General features: G+C 67.3%; 15 protein-coding genes. 5 read left to right on the forward strand and 10 right to left on the reverse strand.

The window, feature by feature from the left end; translation table 11 throughout:
* Positions 1–357: 357 nt before the first annotated feature.
* Entirely contained in the window at positions 358–1,074 is a 717-nt protein-coding gene (locus OG247_RS00005; protein ID WP_327250187.1) for a hypothetical protein, read from the forward strand.
* A 1,577-nt stretch (positions 1,075–2,651) separates the two neighbouring features.
* Here the strand turns inward: OG247_RS00005 and OG247_RS00010 are convergent.
* Genes OG247_RS00010 through OG247_RS00020 form a run of 3 tightly spaced genes read right to left on the reverse strand, consistent with a single transcriptional unit; the run spans position 2,652 to position 5,597 of the window.
* Positions 2,652–3,368, reverse strand: a complete 717-nt coding sequence (locus OG247_RS00010) for a sulfite exporter TauE/SafE family protein (RefSeq protein WP_327250188.1) — start codon at positions 3,366–3,368, stop codon at positions 2,652–2,654.
* 9 nt (positions 3,369–3,377) lie between these two features.
* The gene (locus tag OG247_RS00015; RefSeq protein ID WP_327250189.1) at positions 3,378–4,733 is read right to left on the reverse strand and encodes a hypothetical protein; all 1,356 of its coding nucleotides are present in this window, start codon (positions 4,731–4,733) and stop codon (positions 3,378–3,380) included.
* A gap of 9 nt (positions 4,734–4,742) precedes the next feature.
* Positions 4,743–5,597: a hypothetical protein gene (locus OG247_RS00020; RefSeq protein ID WP_327250190.1), complete on the reverse strand. Its 855-nt coding sequence runs from the start codon at positions 5,595–5,597 to the stop codon at positions 4,743–4,745.
* A 444-nt stretch (positions 5,598–6,041) separates the two neighbouring features.
* Between OG247_RS00020 and OG247_RS00025 the strand changes: the two genes are divergently transcribed.
* Both OG247_RS00025 and OG247_RS00030 read left to right on the forward strand, forming a co-directional pair.
* Positions 6,042–10,061, forward strand: a complete 4,020-nt coding sequence (locus tag OG247_RS00025) for a WD40/YVTN/BNR-like repeat-containing protein (RefSeq protein ID WP_327250191.1) — start codon at positions 6,042–6,044, stop codon at positions 10,059–10,061.
* A 1,039-nt stretch (positions 10,062–11,100) separates the two neighbouring features.
* Positions 11,101–11,292: a hypothetical protein gene (locus OG247_RS00030; RefSeq protein ID WP_327250192.1), complete on the forward strand. Its 192-nt coding sequence runs from the start codon at positions 11,101–11,103 to the stop codon at positions 11,290–11,292.
* Here OG247_RS00030 and OG247_RS00035 read toward each other — a convergent pair.
* Positions 11,289–12,245 carry an IS481 family transposase gene (locus OG247_RS00035; protein WP_327250193.1) on the reverse strand — a complete coding sequence of 319 codons (957 nt, stop codon included), beginning with the start codon at positions 12,243–12,245 and terminating at the stop codon, positions 11,289–11,291. The two genes, OG247_RS00030 and OG247_RS00035, sit on opposite strands and share 4 nt — an antisense overlap.
* A gap of 26 nt (positions 12,246–12,271) precedes the next feature.
* Positions 12,272–12,982: a hypothetical protein gene (locus OG247_RS00040; protein ID WP_327250194.1), complete on the reverse strand. Its 711-nt coding sequence runs from the start codon at positions 12,980–12,982 to the stop codon at positions 12,272–12,274.
* A 304-nt stretch (positions 12,983–13,286) separates the two neighbouring features.
* Here OG247_RS00040 and OG247_RS00045 point away from each other — a divergent pair, with 304 nt between their 5' ends.
* Positions 13,287–13,553, forward strand: coding sequence for a hypothetical protein (locus OG247_RS00045; RefSeq protein ID WP_327250195.1), 267 nt, complete (start codon positions 13,287–13,289; stop codon positions 13,551–13,553).
* A gap of 28 nt (positions 13,554–13,581) precedes the next feature.
* Here the strand turns inward: OG247_RS00045 and OG247_RS44675 are convergent, their stop codons facing one another.
* The 5 genes from OG247_RS44675 to OG247_RS00065 all read right to left on the reverse strand — a co-directional run bounded on the left by OG247_RS44675 (position 13,582) and on the right by OG247_RS00065 (position 17,846).
* Positions 13,582–13,863, reverse strand: coding sequence for a transposase (locus OG247_RS44675; protein WP_442813561.1), 282 nt, complete (start codon positions 13,861–13,863; stop codon positions 13,582–13,584).
* Between the two features lie 12 nt (positions 13,864–13,875).
* The gene (locus OG247_RS00050; protein ID WP_442813186.1) at positions 13,876–15,252 is read right to left on the reverse strand and encodes a transposase; all 1,377 of its coding nucleotides are present in this window, start codon (positions 15,250–15,252) and stop codon (positions 13,876–13,878) included.
* Positions 15,253–15,540: 288 nt separating this feature from the next.
* A complete protein-coding gene (locus OG247_RS00055) occupies positions 15,541–16,020 on the reverse strand; it encodes a TSUP family transporter (RefSeq protein ID WP_327250196.1) in 480 nt (159 codons plus the stop codon).
* A gap of 328 nt (positions 16,021–16,348) precedes the next feature.
* Entirely contained in the window at positions 16,349–17,248 is a 900-nt protein-coding gene (locus OG247_RS44680; RefSeq protein ID WP_442813188.1) for an ISL3 family transposase, read from the reverse strand.
* Positions 17,249–17,408: 160 nt separating this feature from the next.
* Entirely contained in the window at positions 17,409–17,846 is a 438-nt protein-coding gene (locus OG247_RS00065) for a DinB/UmuC family translesion DNA polymerase (protein ID WP_327257287.1), read from the reverse strand.
* On the opposite strand from OG247_RS00065, the gene OG247_RS00070 reads away from it, so the two are divergent.
* Positions 17,781–18,119: a hypothetical protein gene (locus OG247_RS00070; RefSeq protein ID WP_327250197.1), complete on the forward strand. Its 339-nt coding sequence runs from the start codon at positions 17,781–17,783 to the stop codon at positions 18,117–18,119. The genes OG247_RS00065 and OG247_RS00070 overlap by 66 nt on opposite strands.
* The last annotated feature ends 35 nt before the right edge of the window (positions 18,120–18,154 follow it).

Below are 18,154 nucleotides of genomic sequence, written 5' to 3' on the forward strand. Positions count from 1 at the left end.
TACCTGAGCGCTGCGCGCTCAGGACTGAACGGCCTCGCTGCGCTCGGCCGGGGCCCTTCGGGCTCGGCTCTCCGCTTCGCTCCGAGCCATGGCCGGCCCTTCGGGCCGGAGTCATGCGCTTCGCTCCGGACTGGCTCCGGCTCCGCTGCGCTCCACCGGAGCAGGCCGGCTTCGCCGGCCTCAGGGCTCCCGCGCGGAGCGCGGGAGGTGACCCCGTTTCACGGGGGCCGGGCCTCCGGCCCGTTGGGCGGGTCCGCTCCGCTCCCCCACCCCTCCGCAACACCACGGTCTTGTGCAGCTATCCCCACACGACCAGACTTCCGACTGGCCATCTTGAAGGCTCACTCTGGGGGCGGCGTGAACACAGAAACTCTGCTTGGGCTCGGCTCAGCACTCTTCGGCGGCTCCGCCGTGGCCTTCGTCAACCACCTCGGGACTCGGGAGAAGGGCAAGGCTGAGGCCGACAAACTCCGTGCGGAAGCCGAGCAAATCCGGTTTCAGACTTCCACACACATGAGTACCGGGCTGAGCATCGACCCGACGACCGAGATCCCCGGTTGGCAGGTGACCGGGGACAGGGCGTTCGAGGACTACGAAGCCCTCCTGGACTCCGAGGTCACGCGCCATGCCGGCTGTAGCGCCCGAATCGACGCAATGCCGAGGGCCCGGGGCTTCGCCACACTCATGCAGTCCGTCGACGCCACGCCATTTCGCGGACAGCGGCTCCGTATGGCCGCCTGGGTCAGGACCGAGAACGTCCGGAAAGCCGCGATCTGGATGCGGGTGGACGGGCCCGACGGCAACATGCTCGCATTCGACAACATGTTCAACCGGCAGATCAAAGGAACTACGGGCTGGTGTCACTACAGCATCGTTCTGAACGTCGCCCCCGAAAGCCTGATGCTCGCGTACGGCTTCATGCTGTCCGGTCGAGGCCGAGTCTGGGCAGATGATTTCTCCTTCGAAGAGGTAGGTCTTGATGTACCCACAACGCAGACCACGCCAGCCGGCTACGAATGCCTGGCAGCTCCGCAGAACCTTGGCTTCGACGATCCCGTCGGCCTACTCAACTGATCAGCGTTGAACCACTCCTGCCCGCAAAAGATCACAGCACCTTCCCGCCGTGATTCCCTCCCATTCGGCCCCCGGCGCCCGCCGGGGGCCGCAGGGTCGGGCTTGGGCCGGACCCTGACCCCCGAGGCCGACCGGACCACGGCCGGAAGCCCGGGGAGCCTCCGCCCAGTGCCCAGTGCTTCAGAATGCTTCAAACTGAGGACCTGGATAGAGAATGGAACCAGGCCCCGCCGCCCCTGCGGGGGCCTACGATCTCAACTGTGTGCTACACCGCGTCCGACTGTCCTCACAGATCCCCCGCACCACCCTGACCAGCGCAGATCAAGTCACCGAGTCACGGGACAGGCCATGCGGCCTGATGGACAACCAGACGCGGCATCGTACTCCGACAACTCCCCCGGCCGCCCTGTCGTCGGCAGCTTCGTCGATCGCCTTCAGCAGCCGCATCGACCGCTCCCGGTCCGCCATGGCCCGCGGCCCGGCCAACAGGGTCAGGACCAGGCCCACGACCTCGTACCCGGACCACTGCGCCCACCAGCCGGCCGCAGAACCGCGGTCGGTGCCGTCGGCCGGCTCAGGGAGAGGCTTGCTCAGTTGGGCTGCGGGTTCGTCAGGTTGTTGACCAGGTTGGTGACTGCTCCCGGCTCGCCCGTCAAGATTGAGATTGCGATGCTCGGAAGCCCGGCCACCATCACTGTCCCCACCGCCGCTACCGGAGCCGAGCTATGAACGGGCTTGTCCGATAGCACCAGAGGCTGAGGCGGGAACAGCGGCCAGGACAAGGGCCGCCACAGCAAGCGTCGCGGAAGCAAAAATCTTCATACCCGTCCAAACGATGAAACCGGCATCAGGATGCGTCCGCCACCCGGCCGAAGTAACCGGACCCCGCTGCACCAGCGCCTTCGCCCGGTCGCCGAGATCCGTGTCCCGAGGCACGTTCAACCTCTCGGCCAGCGGTCCCCAGGACCGCTTCAGTCCACGCCACCGCGGCACCCCATGGGCACCCAGAGATCCAAGCACTCAGGCCCGCACAACAAGCCCACACACGCGACAACCAACCTTCAGCGCGAAACGACACCGGCCTTCAGCAGAGAAACGACACATCTTAGCGAAAGATCCCAGCTCAACGCCCCGCGACCTGGTGCACACCCCTGTCGCGAGGCAATGAAGGATCCATAGCGCCCATCACCAACATTCGGGCGGGGCGCAGCCGCCTTCCAGACGGGCCGGGGACCTGGCGACCTGACCCTTCGAACGGCAACAGGCCGGCTACAACGATCGGGCTCCCAGCGTGGTCTCGGGCGAGAAACACGAGGACCTGGCGCTGCTCGGCGCCATCCGGCATCGGGTGGCACGCATGACCGCCGGGTGTGCCCGAGATCGTCGCCAGCCTTGAATGCGGACTTGCCAGCTCCGAATCCTCAGCCCGAGGACCGAGTGGGTCGCGGCCGCCGACCAGGGTTCCCAGTACGGGCCGAGCGGCGTGCGGCCGTCCCCCGATGGCGCAGGTCCGCGCTCTCGGAAAGCAGCGACCAGGTCCAAGCACCTTTCCGGATCCGTGGACGCCAGCTCAGTCTTCACAAGCCGGCCAGTAGACGTCCGGTGTAGCCCACCATCACGGCCCAGAACAGGCCCGAGTAGCCCCGCTCGCCGATCTTGGTGTTGAAACGCCGTCCGAGGAACGTCGCAGACAGCATCAAGGGCAGGCACGCGAGAGCGATCAGGTAGTCCTTGCCCACGAGCAGCGACGCGTCCGTCCAGATCGCCGTCTTGGTCACGTCACCGACCAGCGAGGTCAACGACAGCGCACCGACGAGGTGCAGACGGTCCAGGGGCAGACCGCGGACGGCGAGCCCCTTCAGGGGACCTGAGGTGCCGCTGAATCCGGACGTCGCGCCGGACGTGAACGCCAGCAGCGGTGCACTTAGGCGCCGGATACGCGCGAACTGGAGCGATTCCACCAGGAATGCCACCACGAAGCTGAGGATCACAGCCAGCGTCACAGCTCGCTCCGGCGCGGAGACCAGCAACTTCGCGCCCAGGAAAGTGCCGACGGCAACGAGGGCGATCACGGGAGCCGCCTGCCGGTACGGCAGCGTCTTCCGGTATGCGACCACCTTGACCAGGTTGTTGGCCGCGAGGAGGAGGGCTGCCATGGCCACCCCGGGCTTGGTGCCGAGCACCAGGGCCAGCGTGGGTACGAGGATCAGGCTGCCGCCGAAACCAGCTGCCGCGGAGACCGCGAAGGCGCCGAACACGGCGATGAGCACAACCGGGACCAGGTACGGCTCCATCACGGCTCCTCAGCCGACATCCGGACCGCTCGCGGGGCGACAGCCGTCGACGAGAGGGTGAATCGTCCATCGGTGTTCCATCTTCTGCTGCGTCTTGCGTACCGGCTCCTCAAAGGCTCGTGTCAGCTCCGCACACCACTGGTCCCGCAGTTTCACGGCCTGGCTCTTGAAGTCCGTGCTCCTCAACCCCTGCTTCATGTCGTCCGTCGAGAGCCCGTAGGGGGGCACCGCTGCGGGGCTGAAGGCCGGATTCCAGGTGAGCATGGCATCCGGTTCCGTGCCGCCGTCGGGCTTTACCTTCAGGACCGCCATCAGTGGGTGGAATTCGTGCCACCCGGAATGAAAGCCGTCGTAAACGTGCTCGCCGAGTACGGCGACTCTGCTGCCCGCAACGATCGGGGCGGGGTTCCGGTCGCCGACGTTGGCATCCTCGACCTCTCCGGGAGCCGCGTCGAAAACGGATTTCAGGATCGCGTCGAAGATCAGCTTGCTGATCGCGCCGGCTACCGCGCCACCGAAGAGCGCGCCGAGGAGGCCTCCCAGGATGCTGCCGATCAGACAGCCGACGGGCCCGAAGAACCACGAGCCCAAGGCGCATCCCATGCCGGCTCCGGCCCACGATCCGCCGGCCGCGCCGGCAGCCGTCAATGCGGCGAGGGCGGTGGCGAGTAGACCGAACAGCAGTGCCAGGTCATTCATCCGGACCCAGAAGTCTCCCTCGGCCTCGCAGTGCAGACGGCTCGCCGTGTGAAGCTCCTCGGGTTCCTGGCCCGTGTTGTAGCCGGGTTCCGGAAGCAGGAGCGGGCGTGGGCGCAGCAGCCTCTCCCCCTGAAGGCCGTCCTCATATATTTCATTCGCCGGGTTGTCCTCTATGTGCGAATCGTGGGGTGGGGTGATGGTTCCCCACTTGGGCGATGTGCTCTCCGCGACCGTTTGCACGGTCGCGTAGTCGTCCAGATCGTGATGCGGCATGAGTCGCACATCGAAATACTCGTCGTTGTCGAAATCCCCGTACTCCTCCTCGAATACGCTGCTCTTCGGCCCGTGGGAGACGGTTCCAACGGCACATTGCGGACGCGCCGAGAGGCAGATCAGCCGGTGGAACCGCCATTGGCTCGAGGCGTGCTTGAGCGCGGCGGCCACACTCGTGGTCACGGCGATCGGGAAGCCGACGATGGCACCGACGAGAGCACCGAACGGCGGGGCCGCCGCCAGGCCGATGACGGTCGCACTGCCCCAAAGGGTGAGTGCCATCGTCAGGAAGACAAGGACGTCACCGGGGATGTCGGACTTCCGGTACGGCAGGCTCGAGGGAAGGTTCTCCCGTTTGAACTCGTAGCACTGGGTGTACTTCTTGAAGGGCATCTCCATCCCTCACTTCGTCACCATGAGGGTCACGCCGCCCACCAGTCGGCGACTGCCATCGGGGTCTCGAGCGAATCCGTGAACGTTGAATGCCTTTGTTCCCGAGAAGTCCGGGTCCTCGGGTTCGATCACGACCTCGACTGTCACTTCTTCGCCGGGGCCAAGGACCGGCTCGCTGGGTGTGATGCGGACTGACCAGTCTTGAGGGACGGGAAAGGTGCCGTACGCATGGGTGTTCAGCGCCCATGCCCAGCGGGCGCGGCTCTCGGCGATCCGCGTTGCGAACCGCTCGGTGTCACCGAACTGCCGCCGATACCCCTCGTCGCAGTGCTGAAGGTCCGGGAGCCGATACGTGTCGGCCTCGAGCACGAAGCCACGCCGGACCGCGGCAGGGTTGCGGAGCTGAAACGTGAAATGGGCGGGTGAAGCCAACGTACCGACGAGGACGTTCTCCTGGCCGAGATTGTTGTCGGGGTTCGCATCGTCATGCCAGTCGAGCTGAGCCTGGAGACAGTAGTGCCCGCCTTCCAAAGGCGTGTGCCAGGGGAACACGGCGACGCCGGGATGGTTGGGGGTTCCTTTCACCCCCAGGTCGACGGTGGTCGACGCAATCGCTGCGGATGTAGTGGACATGCCGAAAATCAGCTGGGAGAGCGATACGTTCACCCCGAGCGCCGGCGCCGAGTAGGAGCCGTTCCAGACCCGCACCCGTACTTCGTAGTCGTGGTCCGGGAGCAGCGAGGACGACGAAACCTCGACGCCCGCGTCGAAGAGCGTGATATCGGGGTTGTCCCACGTTACGGCCAGCCCCTGGCCCATCAGGTAGTACTGCGCGTACAGCAAGGGATCCGGGCGGACATACACGTCTCGAAGCGAGGGGTGACAGGGATCGCGGTCCGGACGTCGGCCTCTGCACAGTCGTCGCCACACGGCCTTGAGCACTCCCCACAAGTCGGCGAGGAGTGTGAGTGCTTGACGAAGCACTGCGGGAACGAGAGCGAATGCGCCGCGCAGGCGGTGGAGGAATGTACCCATGATCCAGCCTCGCTGTTCCGATACCCCGACGCCCCTGGCACCCCACTTCCAATGTGAGGCGTGCTCCGGGGATCCGCCATCGGATCGGCACGCCGTGGTCCGCCTTCGCGTCGGCGGCGACCCGCGCCCGTAGAGGTGCCGGGCCCATCACACCAACCTATGGTGAGTGTGTAGGTGGTGCACGGCCCGACGCGCAATGCGCGGCCCATGGGCCGTCTGGTCCGAAGATTCCGGGCCCCATTCGAAGCCCTGACTCTCAGAGGGTGTACCGACATGGACGTGTACGGGAGCGGTGCGACTGGTGATGCGGACGCCACGGCGACGCTTGAGGTGTTGCCGCGGGATTGTCTGCAGGGAACGAAGGTCGATGTCCGGGGCGAGGGCTGGCACGGCTGGAGCGTGGGTCTCACCGTCGACGGCCGTCCGGCTCACGTGGCACGTGTGCCGCTCGGCCTGGCCGGACCCGAGGGCATCCTGCCGGACGGATCCGGGGCCTTCGTTGTTCAAGTGTCAACATGGCGGCTGCCGCCGGGTAATCACACGGTGACTGCCACGTCCTCACACGAGAGCCGCCAGATCACCGTCCGCAACACGCTCGTCATACGGGCACACGAGAACCCGTTCCCCCCAGACCCGCACGGCCATCCTGCCGACCTGCGCGAAGGGGCGGAGGCAGAAGAGCTCGAGGATCCCATTGGGCGCGACCGCTACTTCTTCGAGCGGCGTTTCGGCCACATCGAGCGTGTACCGCTGGGTGTCCGGGCGAGGCAGATCGAGGAGATTCGCGCGTTGCGGGCCCGCCGGGACCTGCTGGAGACGGGTCCTGCGGCCATGAGCCAAGAGCGTACGGGGGAGGCCGACCGGTCGGCCCCGGTGTCGGGCGCAGCGAACTGGACGCCCGTGGGCCCTGGGCCGGTCCTGTTGCCCAGCGATACGAACAGCGGCAGGACGCTCGCCATCGCCATCGACCCCACGGACACGAGCACCATGTACGTGGGCACGGCCGGGGGCGGGTTGTGGAAGAGCACCGACCGGGGGCTGACCTGGTCGCCCAAGACCGATTTCCAACGAAGTCTGGCCATCGGCACCGTGGCCATCGACCCGAACAACCGGCTGCACATCGTCGCCGGGACCGGCGAGTACAACAACAGCTACGGCGGGACCTACTACGGCAACGGCCTGCTCCGGTCACGGGACGGCGGCACGACGTGGACCGAGCTCGGAACCACCGTCTTCGAACAGGACGAGATCTCCCGGGTCCTGTTCGACCCGACGGACACCACCGGGCAGCGCCAGTTCCTCTCGTCCAGCATCGGCGTGTACGGGACCACTGATGACGGGGTGAACTGGCTTTCTCTGAGGGCCGGTAGCGCCAGCGACCTGGTGGCCCTGGTGCCGCCGGGTTCCGCGGCCGGAACCGTGCAGCTCATCGCGGCCTTCAACAGCTTCGGTCTGTGGACGAGTACCCGCACCTCCGGCACGTGGTCGACCTGGACCCGGATCTCGTCCCCCGCTCTGCCGACCCAGCACGACCGGATTGAGCTCACTCAGCGGCGGGGCGTTCCCTCAACGATCATTGCCGTGTTCGCCCTGAACGGCGACCTCGCCGGCATGGCCAGGACTGCGGACGGCGGCACGACCTGGTCGGCCGTTTCCATCCGGCTCAACGTCACATCGGATTACGCCTCGAGCCTGGGCGGCCCGGGGCCGCACTTCCACTCGGTCGTGGTGCCAGGTGCAGACCTCATCGCTCCGGCGGCAGACCATACGTACACGACCCTGCAAAGCGGCGGTGGCGGAGGCGCCCCACACACGCACACGCTCGTGCTCACGGCACAGCAGATCGCCACGATGGCCAGGGGTGGTCCTGGTTTCTCGGCTGTGACCAGCGCTGACTCCACCGGCCACACGCACAGCTTCTTCTTCCGGCTGTGCGGTCAGGCCGGCTACGACCTCCACGTCGCCGTACACCCCGTCAATACCAGCATCCTGTTCCTGGGCGAAGTGAAGCTGTATCGGAGCCTCTCGAACGGCGGCAACTTCACCCCCCTGCCCGGCATCCATGCGGACCACCATGCCTTCGCTTTCGACCCGGTCTCCACTTCGACCTGTTGGGACGTCAATGACGGTGGGGTCTACGTGTCCACGAACAACGGGACGACTTGGACGTCCCGCAACAGGCACCTGGCCACGCTGCAGTACATCTCCATCGCCCAGCACTCGACCTGGGACAGCGTGATGCTGGGTGGTACCCAGGACAATGGCATCCAGCGCTACGAGGGCCTGCCTGGCTGGACGCACGTGGGCGACGGCGACGGCGGGTTCACAGCGATCGACCCGCAGAAGCCCACGCGTATGTATCGCCAGCACATCCACGATCAGATCTTCCGCTCGGACGACGCCGGGAAGACCTGGCTACTGAAAAACAGCGGCATCAACAGTGGCGCCGGCTTCTACTCGCCCTTCGCCTTCGATCCCGGCAATCCGAACACCTGCTACTTCGGCGGCAGGGAACTCTGGCGCAGTACCAACAACGCCGACACCTGGACGCCCGTCACCTCAGGAGTCGGCACGTCGATCACCGCCATCGCGGTTCACTCCGACAACAAGACGATCTACATCGGAACCAACCTCGGTCAGGTCTACCGACTGCTGCGCACAGGCGCGACGTGGAACCCCTCGGACGTGACCCGCACCGACGTGACCGCCCCCATGCCCCTCTCCGCTGTTTCCGACCTGGCAGTGGACAACACCGGCACGGTGTGGGCCACGTTGGGTTCCATTCTTCAGAGTGAAGGCCCCGGAGAGTTCATCAACGATCATGTCTGGCGCCGGGGAGCGAACGACACCGCATGGACGTCGCGTTCCAACGGACTGGCCCGCGCCAACCCGGTCAATACGATCGTCATCGACTCGGCCGACAACAACCGGCTCTTCTGCGGAGCCGATGTCGGAGTGTTCCGCACCGATAACGCGGGCCTGAACTGGTACCCGTGGGATCAGGGCCTGCCCAACGCCCCCGTCTTCCACCTCGCTGTGCACGGCCCCCGCAGACTGCTGCGGGCCGCGACGCACGGCCGCAGCGTGTGGGAGCGTCCGATCGACGCATCTACGGCCAGCACGGTCGACCTGTACATGCGTGACCACAGGGTCGACTCCGGCCGTGGTGGCACGCCGATCGGCATCATTGATCCGTTCGACCCGAACGAGACGAACCGGCTTTGGTGGTGGCAGAGCCCCGACATAGTCGTTGACGCTCCCACGCCCAACTTCCAGACCACCTCGCCGGTGTCCGACTTCGTGGCGCTGAGCCGCATCCAGCACCGCAGCCTCCAGCGCGGCAGCGTCAACCGTGTCTACGTTCAGGTGCACAACCGCGGCGCGGGCGCGGCGGCCAATGTCCAGGTGCGCGCCTTCATAGCCGATGCGTCAGCAGGCCTACCGCCGCTGCCGGCTGATTTCTGGGCAGGCGGCAGGCCCTTCACCGGGGATCCGACGGCCACCTCATGGACCCCGATCGGGCCGACCCGCACGGTTGCTCTGCTCAAGCCTGCGGAGCCTGCCGTACTCGCCTGGGATTACACGGCTCCCCTCTCCGCGTCTTCGCACTCCTGCATCCTCGCAGTGACCACTTGTGCGCAGGAGCCGCTGAACGGCGCAGGCATCACCGACGTCGGCACCCTGGTGACCACGAGGAAGCACGTCACGCTCAAGAACCTCCAGATCGCAAGCCTGTCCCCGGGCGTGACCGCCCCCGACGACGCCTTCGTCCTCTACCTCAACAACCCGGCCCATGTCGAACGTCCGTTCACGATGGTCGTCCACTGGGCAGATCTGCCACCCGGGACCCGGCTCTTCAGCGCCTTCGAGGAAGAGAAGGACGGCCAGAGTCCCCAGCCGGGTAATGGCGTCAGACCGATCGATCACGGGCCCGAGGTCCTCCCCACCCGGTTCACCGACCGCCAGGGCCGGGTCCGCTACTTCGACCTCCAACACGCCTACGAGCTGCTCGCCGGGGAAGACCGGCAGACTCTGGTGCAGGATCTGCGCATTCCGCCCTCCCAATCCCGCACCGTGGCCCTCAGTATTCAGCTCCCGGAGGGGATGGAGGCGGGCAGTCAAGGCGAGCTGCACGTTCTTCAGAAGGACGGAGAACGGCTGGTAGGAGGCACCACCTACATCGTCCGCGCCGCGCCCCAACCGGTGGGTGAAGACGGCCCCGGCGGGGAGGCCGGCGATGCTGGCGACGCGGCCGACGCTCATGACGAGGACAACCCGCACTCCTCGTCGTAGGCCATCATCCGCCGGCGCTTCACGCGCCAGGATTCGAAGGTTGCTGGGCTGATCTCGAGCCGCGCGGTGAGCGGCGGCGCAATGTGTCCGCTAAGGAGCTGTACGAGGAAGCCAGCCATTCCCAGGTCGTAGTCGTGCCAGGTACCGAAGCGGGTGGCGACCGCTAGGGTCCACTGGTCGGGGTCCTCGTGTTCGCATCGCCCCAGGCGACAAGGTGTGGCAGCGCGACATGGTGAAGAAGACTGCCGGGTGGCTGGCTTCGGGGGGACGCGGGAGATCGTCCGCTTCCTGCTGACGCACTGGTGGTAGCGATCAAGGATGCGCGTGCCCTGGGCTACGGCTCGGGGCACGCAGACATCCGGGCGCGAGCATTCACTCACCGGTGCGAAAGACGGTGGCGTGCACGAGCCCGCGCTTCTCCCGGCCACTGCCTGCGCAAGCTCGGCTCATGGACAGATTGCGGACCGCCTGTGAGTCATTGCAAAGAAGCGACGCGAAGAGGTTGAAGCGGACCAGCGCGCCACCGCCGACGAAGCCGCCGACTCGCCCGGTGGGTCCGGCGCGCAGAGCCGGAGGAGACAGCCCAGGCCGGACCCGTCCAGCTCCGGCTCACGGGTAGGCCGAGCACTGATGAGGCTCTCTGATTTTCCCCACCCGCGCTCGGGCCGTTCCCCAGACCTGCTCTTGTTCCTCACCGTGTACGGGCTGATGTCCGTGAAGCGGGTCCGCCCGGCCGCCGAGGTACGGGAGCACCACGGCCGGTCAAGGGCGCTCTGCGAGCGTCGCAGGGGAGCGGAGGACATACGCCCCAAACCCATATTGAGTGGTCGACGTCGCCGGTCACGGCTTGGGATCTCCCCGGCCTACCGGCCGGGGAGGCCGGTTCAGCGCAGCAGCCAGGAGGCGCCTGCGGCGAGGCCACACAGCGGCAGGAGCGCGGCCAGCGCCCGCCTGGTGCCCCGCCAGGCGGGCCGGTCCTGAAGCGAGCATTCGAATCCGCCCACCCGCAGCCGCAGGTACGGGCCCGGCCGGGGCCTCGGTGCCCGGCTCACCGGACTACGCCGCCGGATCGGAGGCCGGCCGCAAGCCCGGCAGCGCGGGCGGCCTGTCGACGCTCGTCCTCCTTGCGGTCCCGCAAGACCCGGCGCCGCACGCGCTCGCCAAGCGCGGCGGCATCGCAGCCCGGCACCGCCAGGGCTGCGGCCTGCGCCCACGTTCCCGCACCGTCTAGGTGTATTGACCTGCAGGGTTGTTGACGCGGCTGATGGGTGGTTTGCCGTCGAGTGCGGTGTGGCAGCGGTGGTGGTTGTAGGTGTGGAGGAAGTCTGTCAGGGCTGCTGTCCGTTCGTCGTTTGAGGTGTAGGGCCGTAGGTAGGCCCATTCGTCCAGCAGGGTGCGGTTGAAGCGTTCGACTTTGCCGTTGGTCTGGGGCCGGTAGGGGCGGGTGAGTTTGCCGCTCGCGCCGAGGTCGGCCAGGACGTTCTTCCAGGCCAGGCCTTTGCGGTAGGCCCAGGCGTTGTCGGTCAGGACCCGTTCGATGCGGGTGATGCCCTGGGAGAGGAAGAACGCGGCCGCGCGGGTGAGGAAGCCCGCGCAGGTGGCGGCTTTCTCGTCTGGGTGGATCTCGCTGTAGGCGAGGCGGGAGTGGTCGTCGACGGCGGAGTGGACGTAGTCGAAGCCCATGGCGGAGCGGGTGGTGCGGCCGGCCTGGCGGCCCAGGACTTTGTGGCCGCCGCCGTCGGGGATCCGGCCGAGTTTCTTCACGTCGATGTGGACCAGCTCGCCCGGGCGGTCGCGTTCGTAGCGGCGGATCACGGTGCCGGTGGGGCGGTCGAACCAGGCGAGCCGGTTCAGGCCGTGGCGGGTCAGGATCCGGTGGACGGTCGAAGCGGGCAGGCCCAGGACCGGGCCGATCCTCGCGGGGCCCAGCTTGCGGGTCCGACGCAGGTCGCAGACCTTCGCCTCGATGGCGGCCGGGGTCCGGTGCGGCGTCCTGTGAGGCCGGCTGGACCGGTCGTGAAGACCCGCCTCGCCCTCGGCCCGCCACCGGCGCACCCACTTGTGGGCAGTGGCCCGCGATATGCCCATCTCGGCTGCTACGTGGGCGACCGGACGTCCCGATGCGACCCGATCGACCAACAGCCGCCTACCGAAGACAGTCAGCCGGGCATTACGGTGGGACACGAAGACCTCCGTTGTGCAATGGGTTCCTAGACAGCTCCCACCACACCGGAGGTCTTCGCCATGTTCAAGACCTGCCAGGTGTCAACAACGCTCGTGATCAATACACCTAGACAGTAGGCACAGAGCACCGCGTAGTCCTGCGGGGACAACAGCGCCTGCACCCGCTGCTGGAGCTCACCGGGCAGGATGGCCAGCGCAACCTGTTCCGTGTCCAGCACGGAGGGCGACCAGGTCGGGACGGTTCGTGCGCGGTCCTGGACATAGGGGTCCTCCAGGTCGACCAGTAGGAGCGGTTGACCCGCGATCTGGCGTCGAGTGAGCCGCCCGTCGTCCGGTCCTGGCCCAGCGACCACCTCCCACAGGCGGGCAAGTAGCTCGCCATCCGAGCGTTCTCGGTACTCCACCTGGCCCTGTGCCCCGACGGCCTTGACGAGTGCCGCAAGCAGCTGCGGGTGGCAGGCCGGACCTGACGGCCTCACCTGGTCGCAGTCGATGATCCAGTCGACCAGCCAGTGGCTGCGCAGGCCCTCCAGGTGCTCGTCGCGGTTGGGCAGGCTGGCGGCAGCACGGGCCGTGAGCACTGCGGCGGGCAGCGAGCGCATCGCGGAGTACACCGCGATGGTGCCGGACCGGGCGACGTGCTCCCACAGTTCCAGCGGGGTGCGGCCGGGTACCTGCTCCATGATCTTTTCGGCGTACAGGCCGACGTCGTGCGGGGCTCCCTCGGGTGCGGCCAAGCTTCGGATGTAGGCCGGCAGGTCGGCGACGTAGAGCCACCATGGGGCCGTGGTAAGCAGGCCGCTGGCCGTCTGCGCCGCCCAGTGGGCCAGCCGGGCAGCAGGGAGCCGTCCGTCTTCGGACTTGGAGGCGGGCTGAGCGGGCAATGGAGTAGGCGCCACGGGATTCCTCCGGAGATTCGGTACGGGAGAACACCTCTCACTGGTAGGCGACGGGGCGCACCCCGAACGGCAAGGAATCTTTGTTCGCTCCGATGGCCCGGTGCTTCCGGAGAGGGGGAGTACAGAGGGAGGCCGGGCCCAAGTGCCGAAAAACGCGAGCGGCGCCAAAGCGTCCCGCCTGCAGCTCGACCTCGTCATGCAGCCGCTCCGCGAGGGCGACACCCTCAAAGTCACGCGGCTCGACCGGCTCTCCTCCTCCAACCGCCTCGCTGACGCGATGGCCTACGGCCACCCTGGACAGGCCGCGACGATCCCGAATCTGGCTGGCTATCAGGCGGCCCCGCACCCCTGGTTGAGCCCGCAACTGACTGGGGACGATGAGCAGGTCTGGCCGTTTTCAAGGATCTGACCGCTCCTCCGGATGCTGTTGGTGATCTTTAGGCGGGCAGGCTTCGGCAGAGGGCTTTGAAGCGACTTCCGGGCCGGGGCCGGTGGGGAGGAGGGATGCCGGGTGAGAGGTACTCACTGAGTCGGACGATGTTCGTTCCGGCTGCTGTCAGCACGTGTTGGACGTGGGTTCTGGCCATGCCGCGGTAGCGGCAGTTCCGCAGGCCATGGGCATGAACCGTCTCGGAGACCGTGGCCTCACAGCCCGCGCGGATGGCGTATCTCCGGCGCCAATCGGCTGTCGTCTGGTCTGTTCTGGCCTTCGTCTGGATCTCCTGAAGAGGCTATGGCATCAGGAAGACATGGCGGCCCTTGCCTTCGGCGTTGCCTGTGCATTTGAGTCGGTCGGCGCATTCGCGGCAGGCTTTGCGAGGGAAGAGGACAGAGAGCCTGGGGTGGCCGTCACCTAGTGTGGGCTTCCAGGCCGGGCTCGTCACGCCGTTTGGGCAGGTCAGGGTGCGGGCCTGCCAGTCGATGCGGAAGTCCTGTTTGGCGAAGCCGGGCCGTTTGCCGGCCTGCGGGTCGTCCCGGACCGGTCCGAAGAGCGTGATGTCCCACTTCTGGGCGGCGTGGTGGATGCTGTCGGGCGAGATGTAGCCGCTGTCGACGACGTGTTCGGTGGGCTGGAATCCCTGCGTGGTCAGTCCCTCGTGGATGAGGTCGAGAGCGTCGATGTCCTGCTCGGGCGCTGGCCGAGTGGTGACCTGGACGATCACGTTCGGGCCGATCTCGTCGCACGTCTCGGTCTGGTGGTCGCGGTAGCCGATCCAGTCCCGCTGTCCGGCAGCGGTGACCTTCTGGCTGTATCGGGCCTCGGGATCGTGCGGGGTGACGATCTCCATGCCCGACCACGGCACTCGCGCCGAAGCGGGATCTGGCCGGCCGTCCGCGGATGCCTTGCCCGTGTTGCGGCGCTCGGTCGTCCTGCGGCTGGCCCGGTCCCGGCTGGATTTTAGTCCCCGCCAGCACAGTCGGCCATCCTCGTCGATCCAGTACTGCTGGACCCAGACCTGCCGCAGGACTTCAACGGCGGGCAATTCCCGCAGTCCGGGTGGGGCATCGGCGTCGTTGACGGCCCGCAGGATGTGCATGCCGTCCTCGCCGACCCGCAGGACGTAGGCGATCAGGGCATCACCTCCGCGGGGAAGCCGGTCGTAGCGGACCGGGCGGCCGTAGCGGTCACCCCAGTCCGCGGTGACGAGTGCGGCCAGCCATTCCTCGCCGTTCACCACGAGCTCTTCCAGAGCCATTCTGAGGGTCTCGGCGACCAGCTCACCCCGATTCAGCCGGCGTACTGCAGCCAGCACGTGGGGCGAGTCGGTGCGGACCCTGCCGCGGCGTTTGACCAGTCCTGCAGCGGCAAGACGTTCAACCATCACGGCCAGCAGCCGGTCCGCGCGGTCCCCTTCGGCCAGCCGGTCACGGAACTCGCTCAGCACCGAGAAGTCGAAGCCCGCATCATCGAGCTCCAGGCCCAGGCAGTACTTCCAGTCCAGACGGCGCCGGACGGCCTCCGCCGCCTGCCGGTCGGTCAGATTCTCCGCGTACTGCAACACCGACACCAGCGCGAGCCGGGCCGGCGACAGACCCGGGCGCCCGTCCGCCGGATACCAGGCGGCAAAGTCCTCGTCGACGAACAACTCGTCCAGGCGGTCACGCATCCACATCGCCGCGGTGCCCCGCGGGTTGCTCGCCCGGGCCATCTTCACGGTCAGTGGCGGAACCACTCGACCCGAACCACACCCCATTGCCATCCCGGCCCCCTCCGACCGGCAGAACTACCCCGCTCGACAACAGCAGCACATCGACCGCCAGCACGAACAGCATGTCGGAGTGCTTTCACCCCACCGAGCGAAGATCACCAACAACATCCGGAAGCGCGGTCAGAACCCCGAAATTGGCCACTCTGAGCGTCACGGTTGGCCACCGGTCCGAGCCATCTCGCAGGATCAGTCGTGACGGGCGAGCTTGACCGCGGAGACGAGCAGGATCACGACCAGTGCAGGGATGAGGACGAGGTCCGGGAACACGCCGAGCAGCAGCCCGCCCAGGACGGCGCCGACGATGGAGCCTGCGGCCATGATCGTGGCGAAGCGGATGTTGGCGCCGAGGACGGCGAAGCTGCCGTCGCGGCTGTAGCGGGCGAAGGCCACCAGCATGGTCGGCAGGGAGACCAGCAGGGAGAGGCTTCCGGCGGTTTTGATGTCCTCCCCGAACAGCAAAACGATCGTCGGGATCAGCAGTTCGCCTCCGGCCACGCCCATGACGGCCGCGACCACCCCGATGCCGAAGCCAGCTGCGACCCCGCATGGCACCTGCGCCCACAAGGGCAAGCCGAGGGTGCCCAGGGTTGTGGTGTGCGTGACCAGCAGGGCGGCGGCCATGAGCACCATCAGGGCGGCCAGCACCTTGTGTGCTGCATCGCCCACTCCAGGTCATCACGGGCATCGTTTATGCCGGGCGAGCAGAACGCGGAGGCATCCAGGTACCGGCCAGGCTGCTTGAAAGTCCACTCGACACAAGAGAGCGCATGAGCGACCGCGTTGGGCCACATCTCCTGGTCTTCGACTCGGCGGATTGCTGTACGAGTCCGCGCGGAGACACCGTGGATCTTCAGGACCGGATACTGCCATCGTGGCCGCCACCGCTCGGCGCGGACGGCCTTGGGACGCCTACGCGGCATCGCCCTTTCGGATCAACATAAGGCCATCCTGCCACGGCTCGGTCTTCACGCAGATCTTGGGGCGCCTCGGAGTGTTACTGGAGCAGGATCATCTTGCGGAGTAGTTCGAATTCGGCGCGTCCGTAGAGCTGCCTCTTGATCTTCTTGATGCGGTTCACGGCTCCTTCGGTGCCGCCGGAGCTCCAGGGCAGGGTGAGGCCGGCGGTGACGGCCGCGAAATCGCTGTTCAGGCTGCGGGCGAAGCCTGTCAGCCCGGGCAGGTCATCCCGGACGACGGTGTCGATCCAGCCGGGGAGCAGGCCGCCGAGGCGGCAGGTGAGGATCTCTCCAAAGTCGCGGACGTGCTGGTGGGCGGCTTCCAGCTCGGGGCACCGGGCCATGATCATCTTGAGGTGTTGATGTTCCTCTTCGCTGAGCGTGCCGGGATGGCGGGTGAGCCAGCCGGTGACCCGGCGGACACTCGGCGGTCCGGGCGGCGGCGTTCCGGGGGTGAGGCGGAAGGCCACGAGGTAGTCGCGGACGGGGGCGTAGCCGTTGAGGTAGCCCCGTTCGGTGATCTCGCGATGCAGGGCGCGGGCGTTTGTGCACCCCTGTGACCAGCGGCGTTCCAGGTATGGCTTGTAAGCGGTGGCGTCTCCGTCGCCCCCGCCGACAACAAGCCCCCGCAGGACCGCACGAAGGTCTCGGTCCCAGCTCCCGCTTCCCAGCGGGAGACCAGTGGGGCGCTGCCGCTGACGCCGTTGCCCGACAGCCGGCCACCCGCTCCTGCCCGCGGTGATCGCGCCCGAGGAGAGCCCGTCGGCCGTGCCCCCTCGCCGGGAACAGCCCCGCACGACGAAGGCCGACGGATCAGGCGCGGGAGTGCGAACGGTACGGAAGCCGGAGCGGCTGCCGGTGAAGGCGAAGCAGTCCGGCCCGCAGCGCCCGGCCTCGAAAACCAAGGTGAAGGCCAGAGCGAAGACGAAGCCGCGCAAGGTGCGGACGTCGAAGCCCGCGGTTCCTCAGCACTCCCGCCCGGCTGCGATCCCGGCTCCGGGTCGTGTCTCCATGGCCGAACTGTGCCGCTCCTCGCACGGGGTCACGAGTCCGGCCATCACCCAGCTCTGCCACGGCACATACAGGTGACCACGAGGTTCAGCGCGCTGTGTGCGCCAGACTGGCCGGTTTGATCGCGCCAACCCCGTAGCGGTTGCGGGCCCGGTCTGCGACGGCCTCGATGGCCAGCAATTTGTCGACGTCGGGGTCGAAGGTGAGCTGGCGCGGCGCCTCGTCGGCCGCACACAAGGGGAGATCGCTCGTACGCGCGCGTTGCAGGGAGAGCGTGGCGTACAGGTCGTAGGCGGTGCGGGTGAGGAGGAAGGTGTGGGCGGTGGCTTCCGGGAGGGTGCGGCTGCGCGTGGTGGTGGAGCCGTCCGCGTAGCGCACGGTCAGGGCCACGGCTGATGCGGCCTTGCGGTCGGCGCGCAGGATGGCGCCGAGGTGCCCGGTCAGTGTGAGGAGGGCGCGGTGGTGCTCGACGGGGTTGAGTTCGTCGGTGGTGAAGCGGTGCTCGGCGCTGATGGACTGGGCGATCGGTTCGGCGAGGACGGGCCGGTGGTCGTGCCCGTGGGCGGCTTCGTGGAGGGCGCGTCCAAGGGCGATACCGAGAAGGCGTTGGAGGGTGAGCAGGGGAACGTCGGCGAGGTTGCCGATGGTGTGCAGGCCGTGGAGGGCCAGGGTTTTGGCGGTGGCCGGTTCTCTGAACTAGCGATCGCCACTCGGGGGCTCTGGGTAAACCGCTGGCAGCTAGGTCTTCGCCGGGCAAAGACGCAGCCATGCGCTATGCCAGCGGCGACCCCGAACTGATGGACCTGATCCGACGATTCGTCACGCCTGGCCGA

This window comes from Streptomyces sp. NBC_01244, from assembly GCF_035987325.1.
GTDB lineage: Bacteria > Actinomycetota > Actinomycetes > Streptomycetales > Streptomycetaceae > Streptomyces.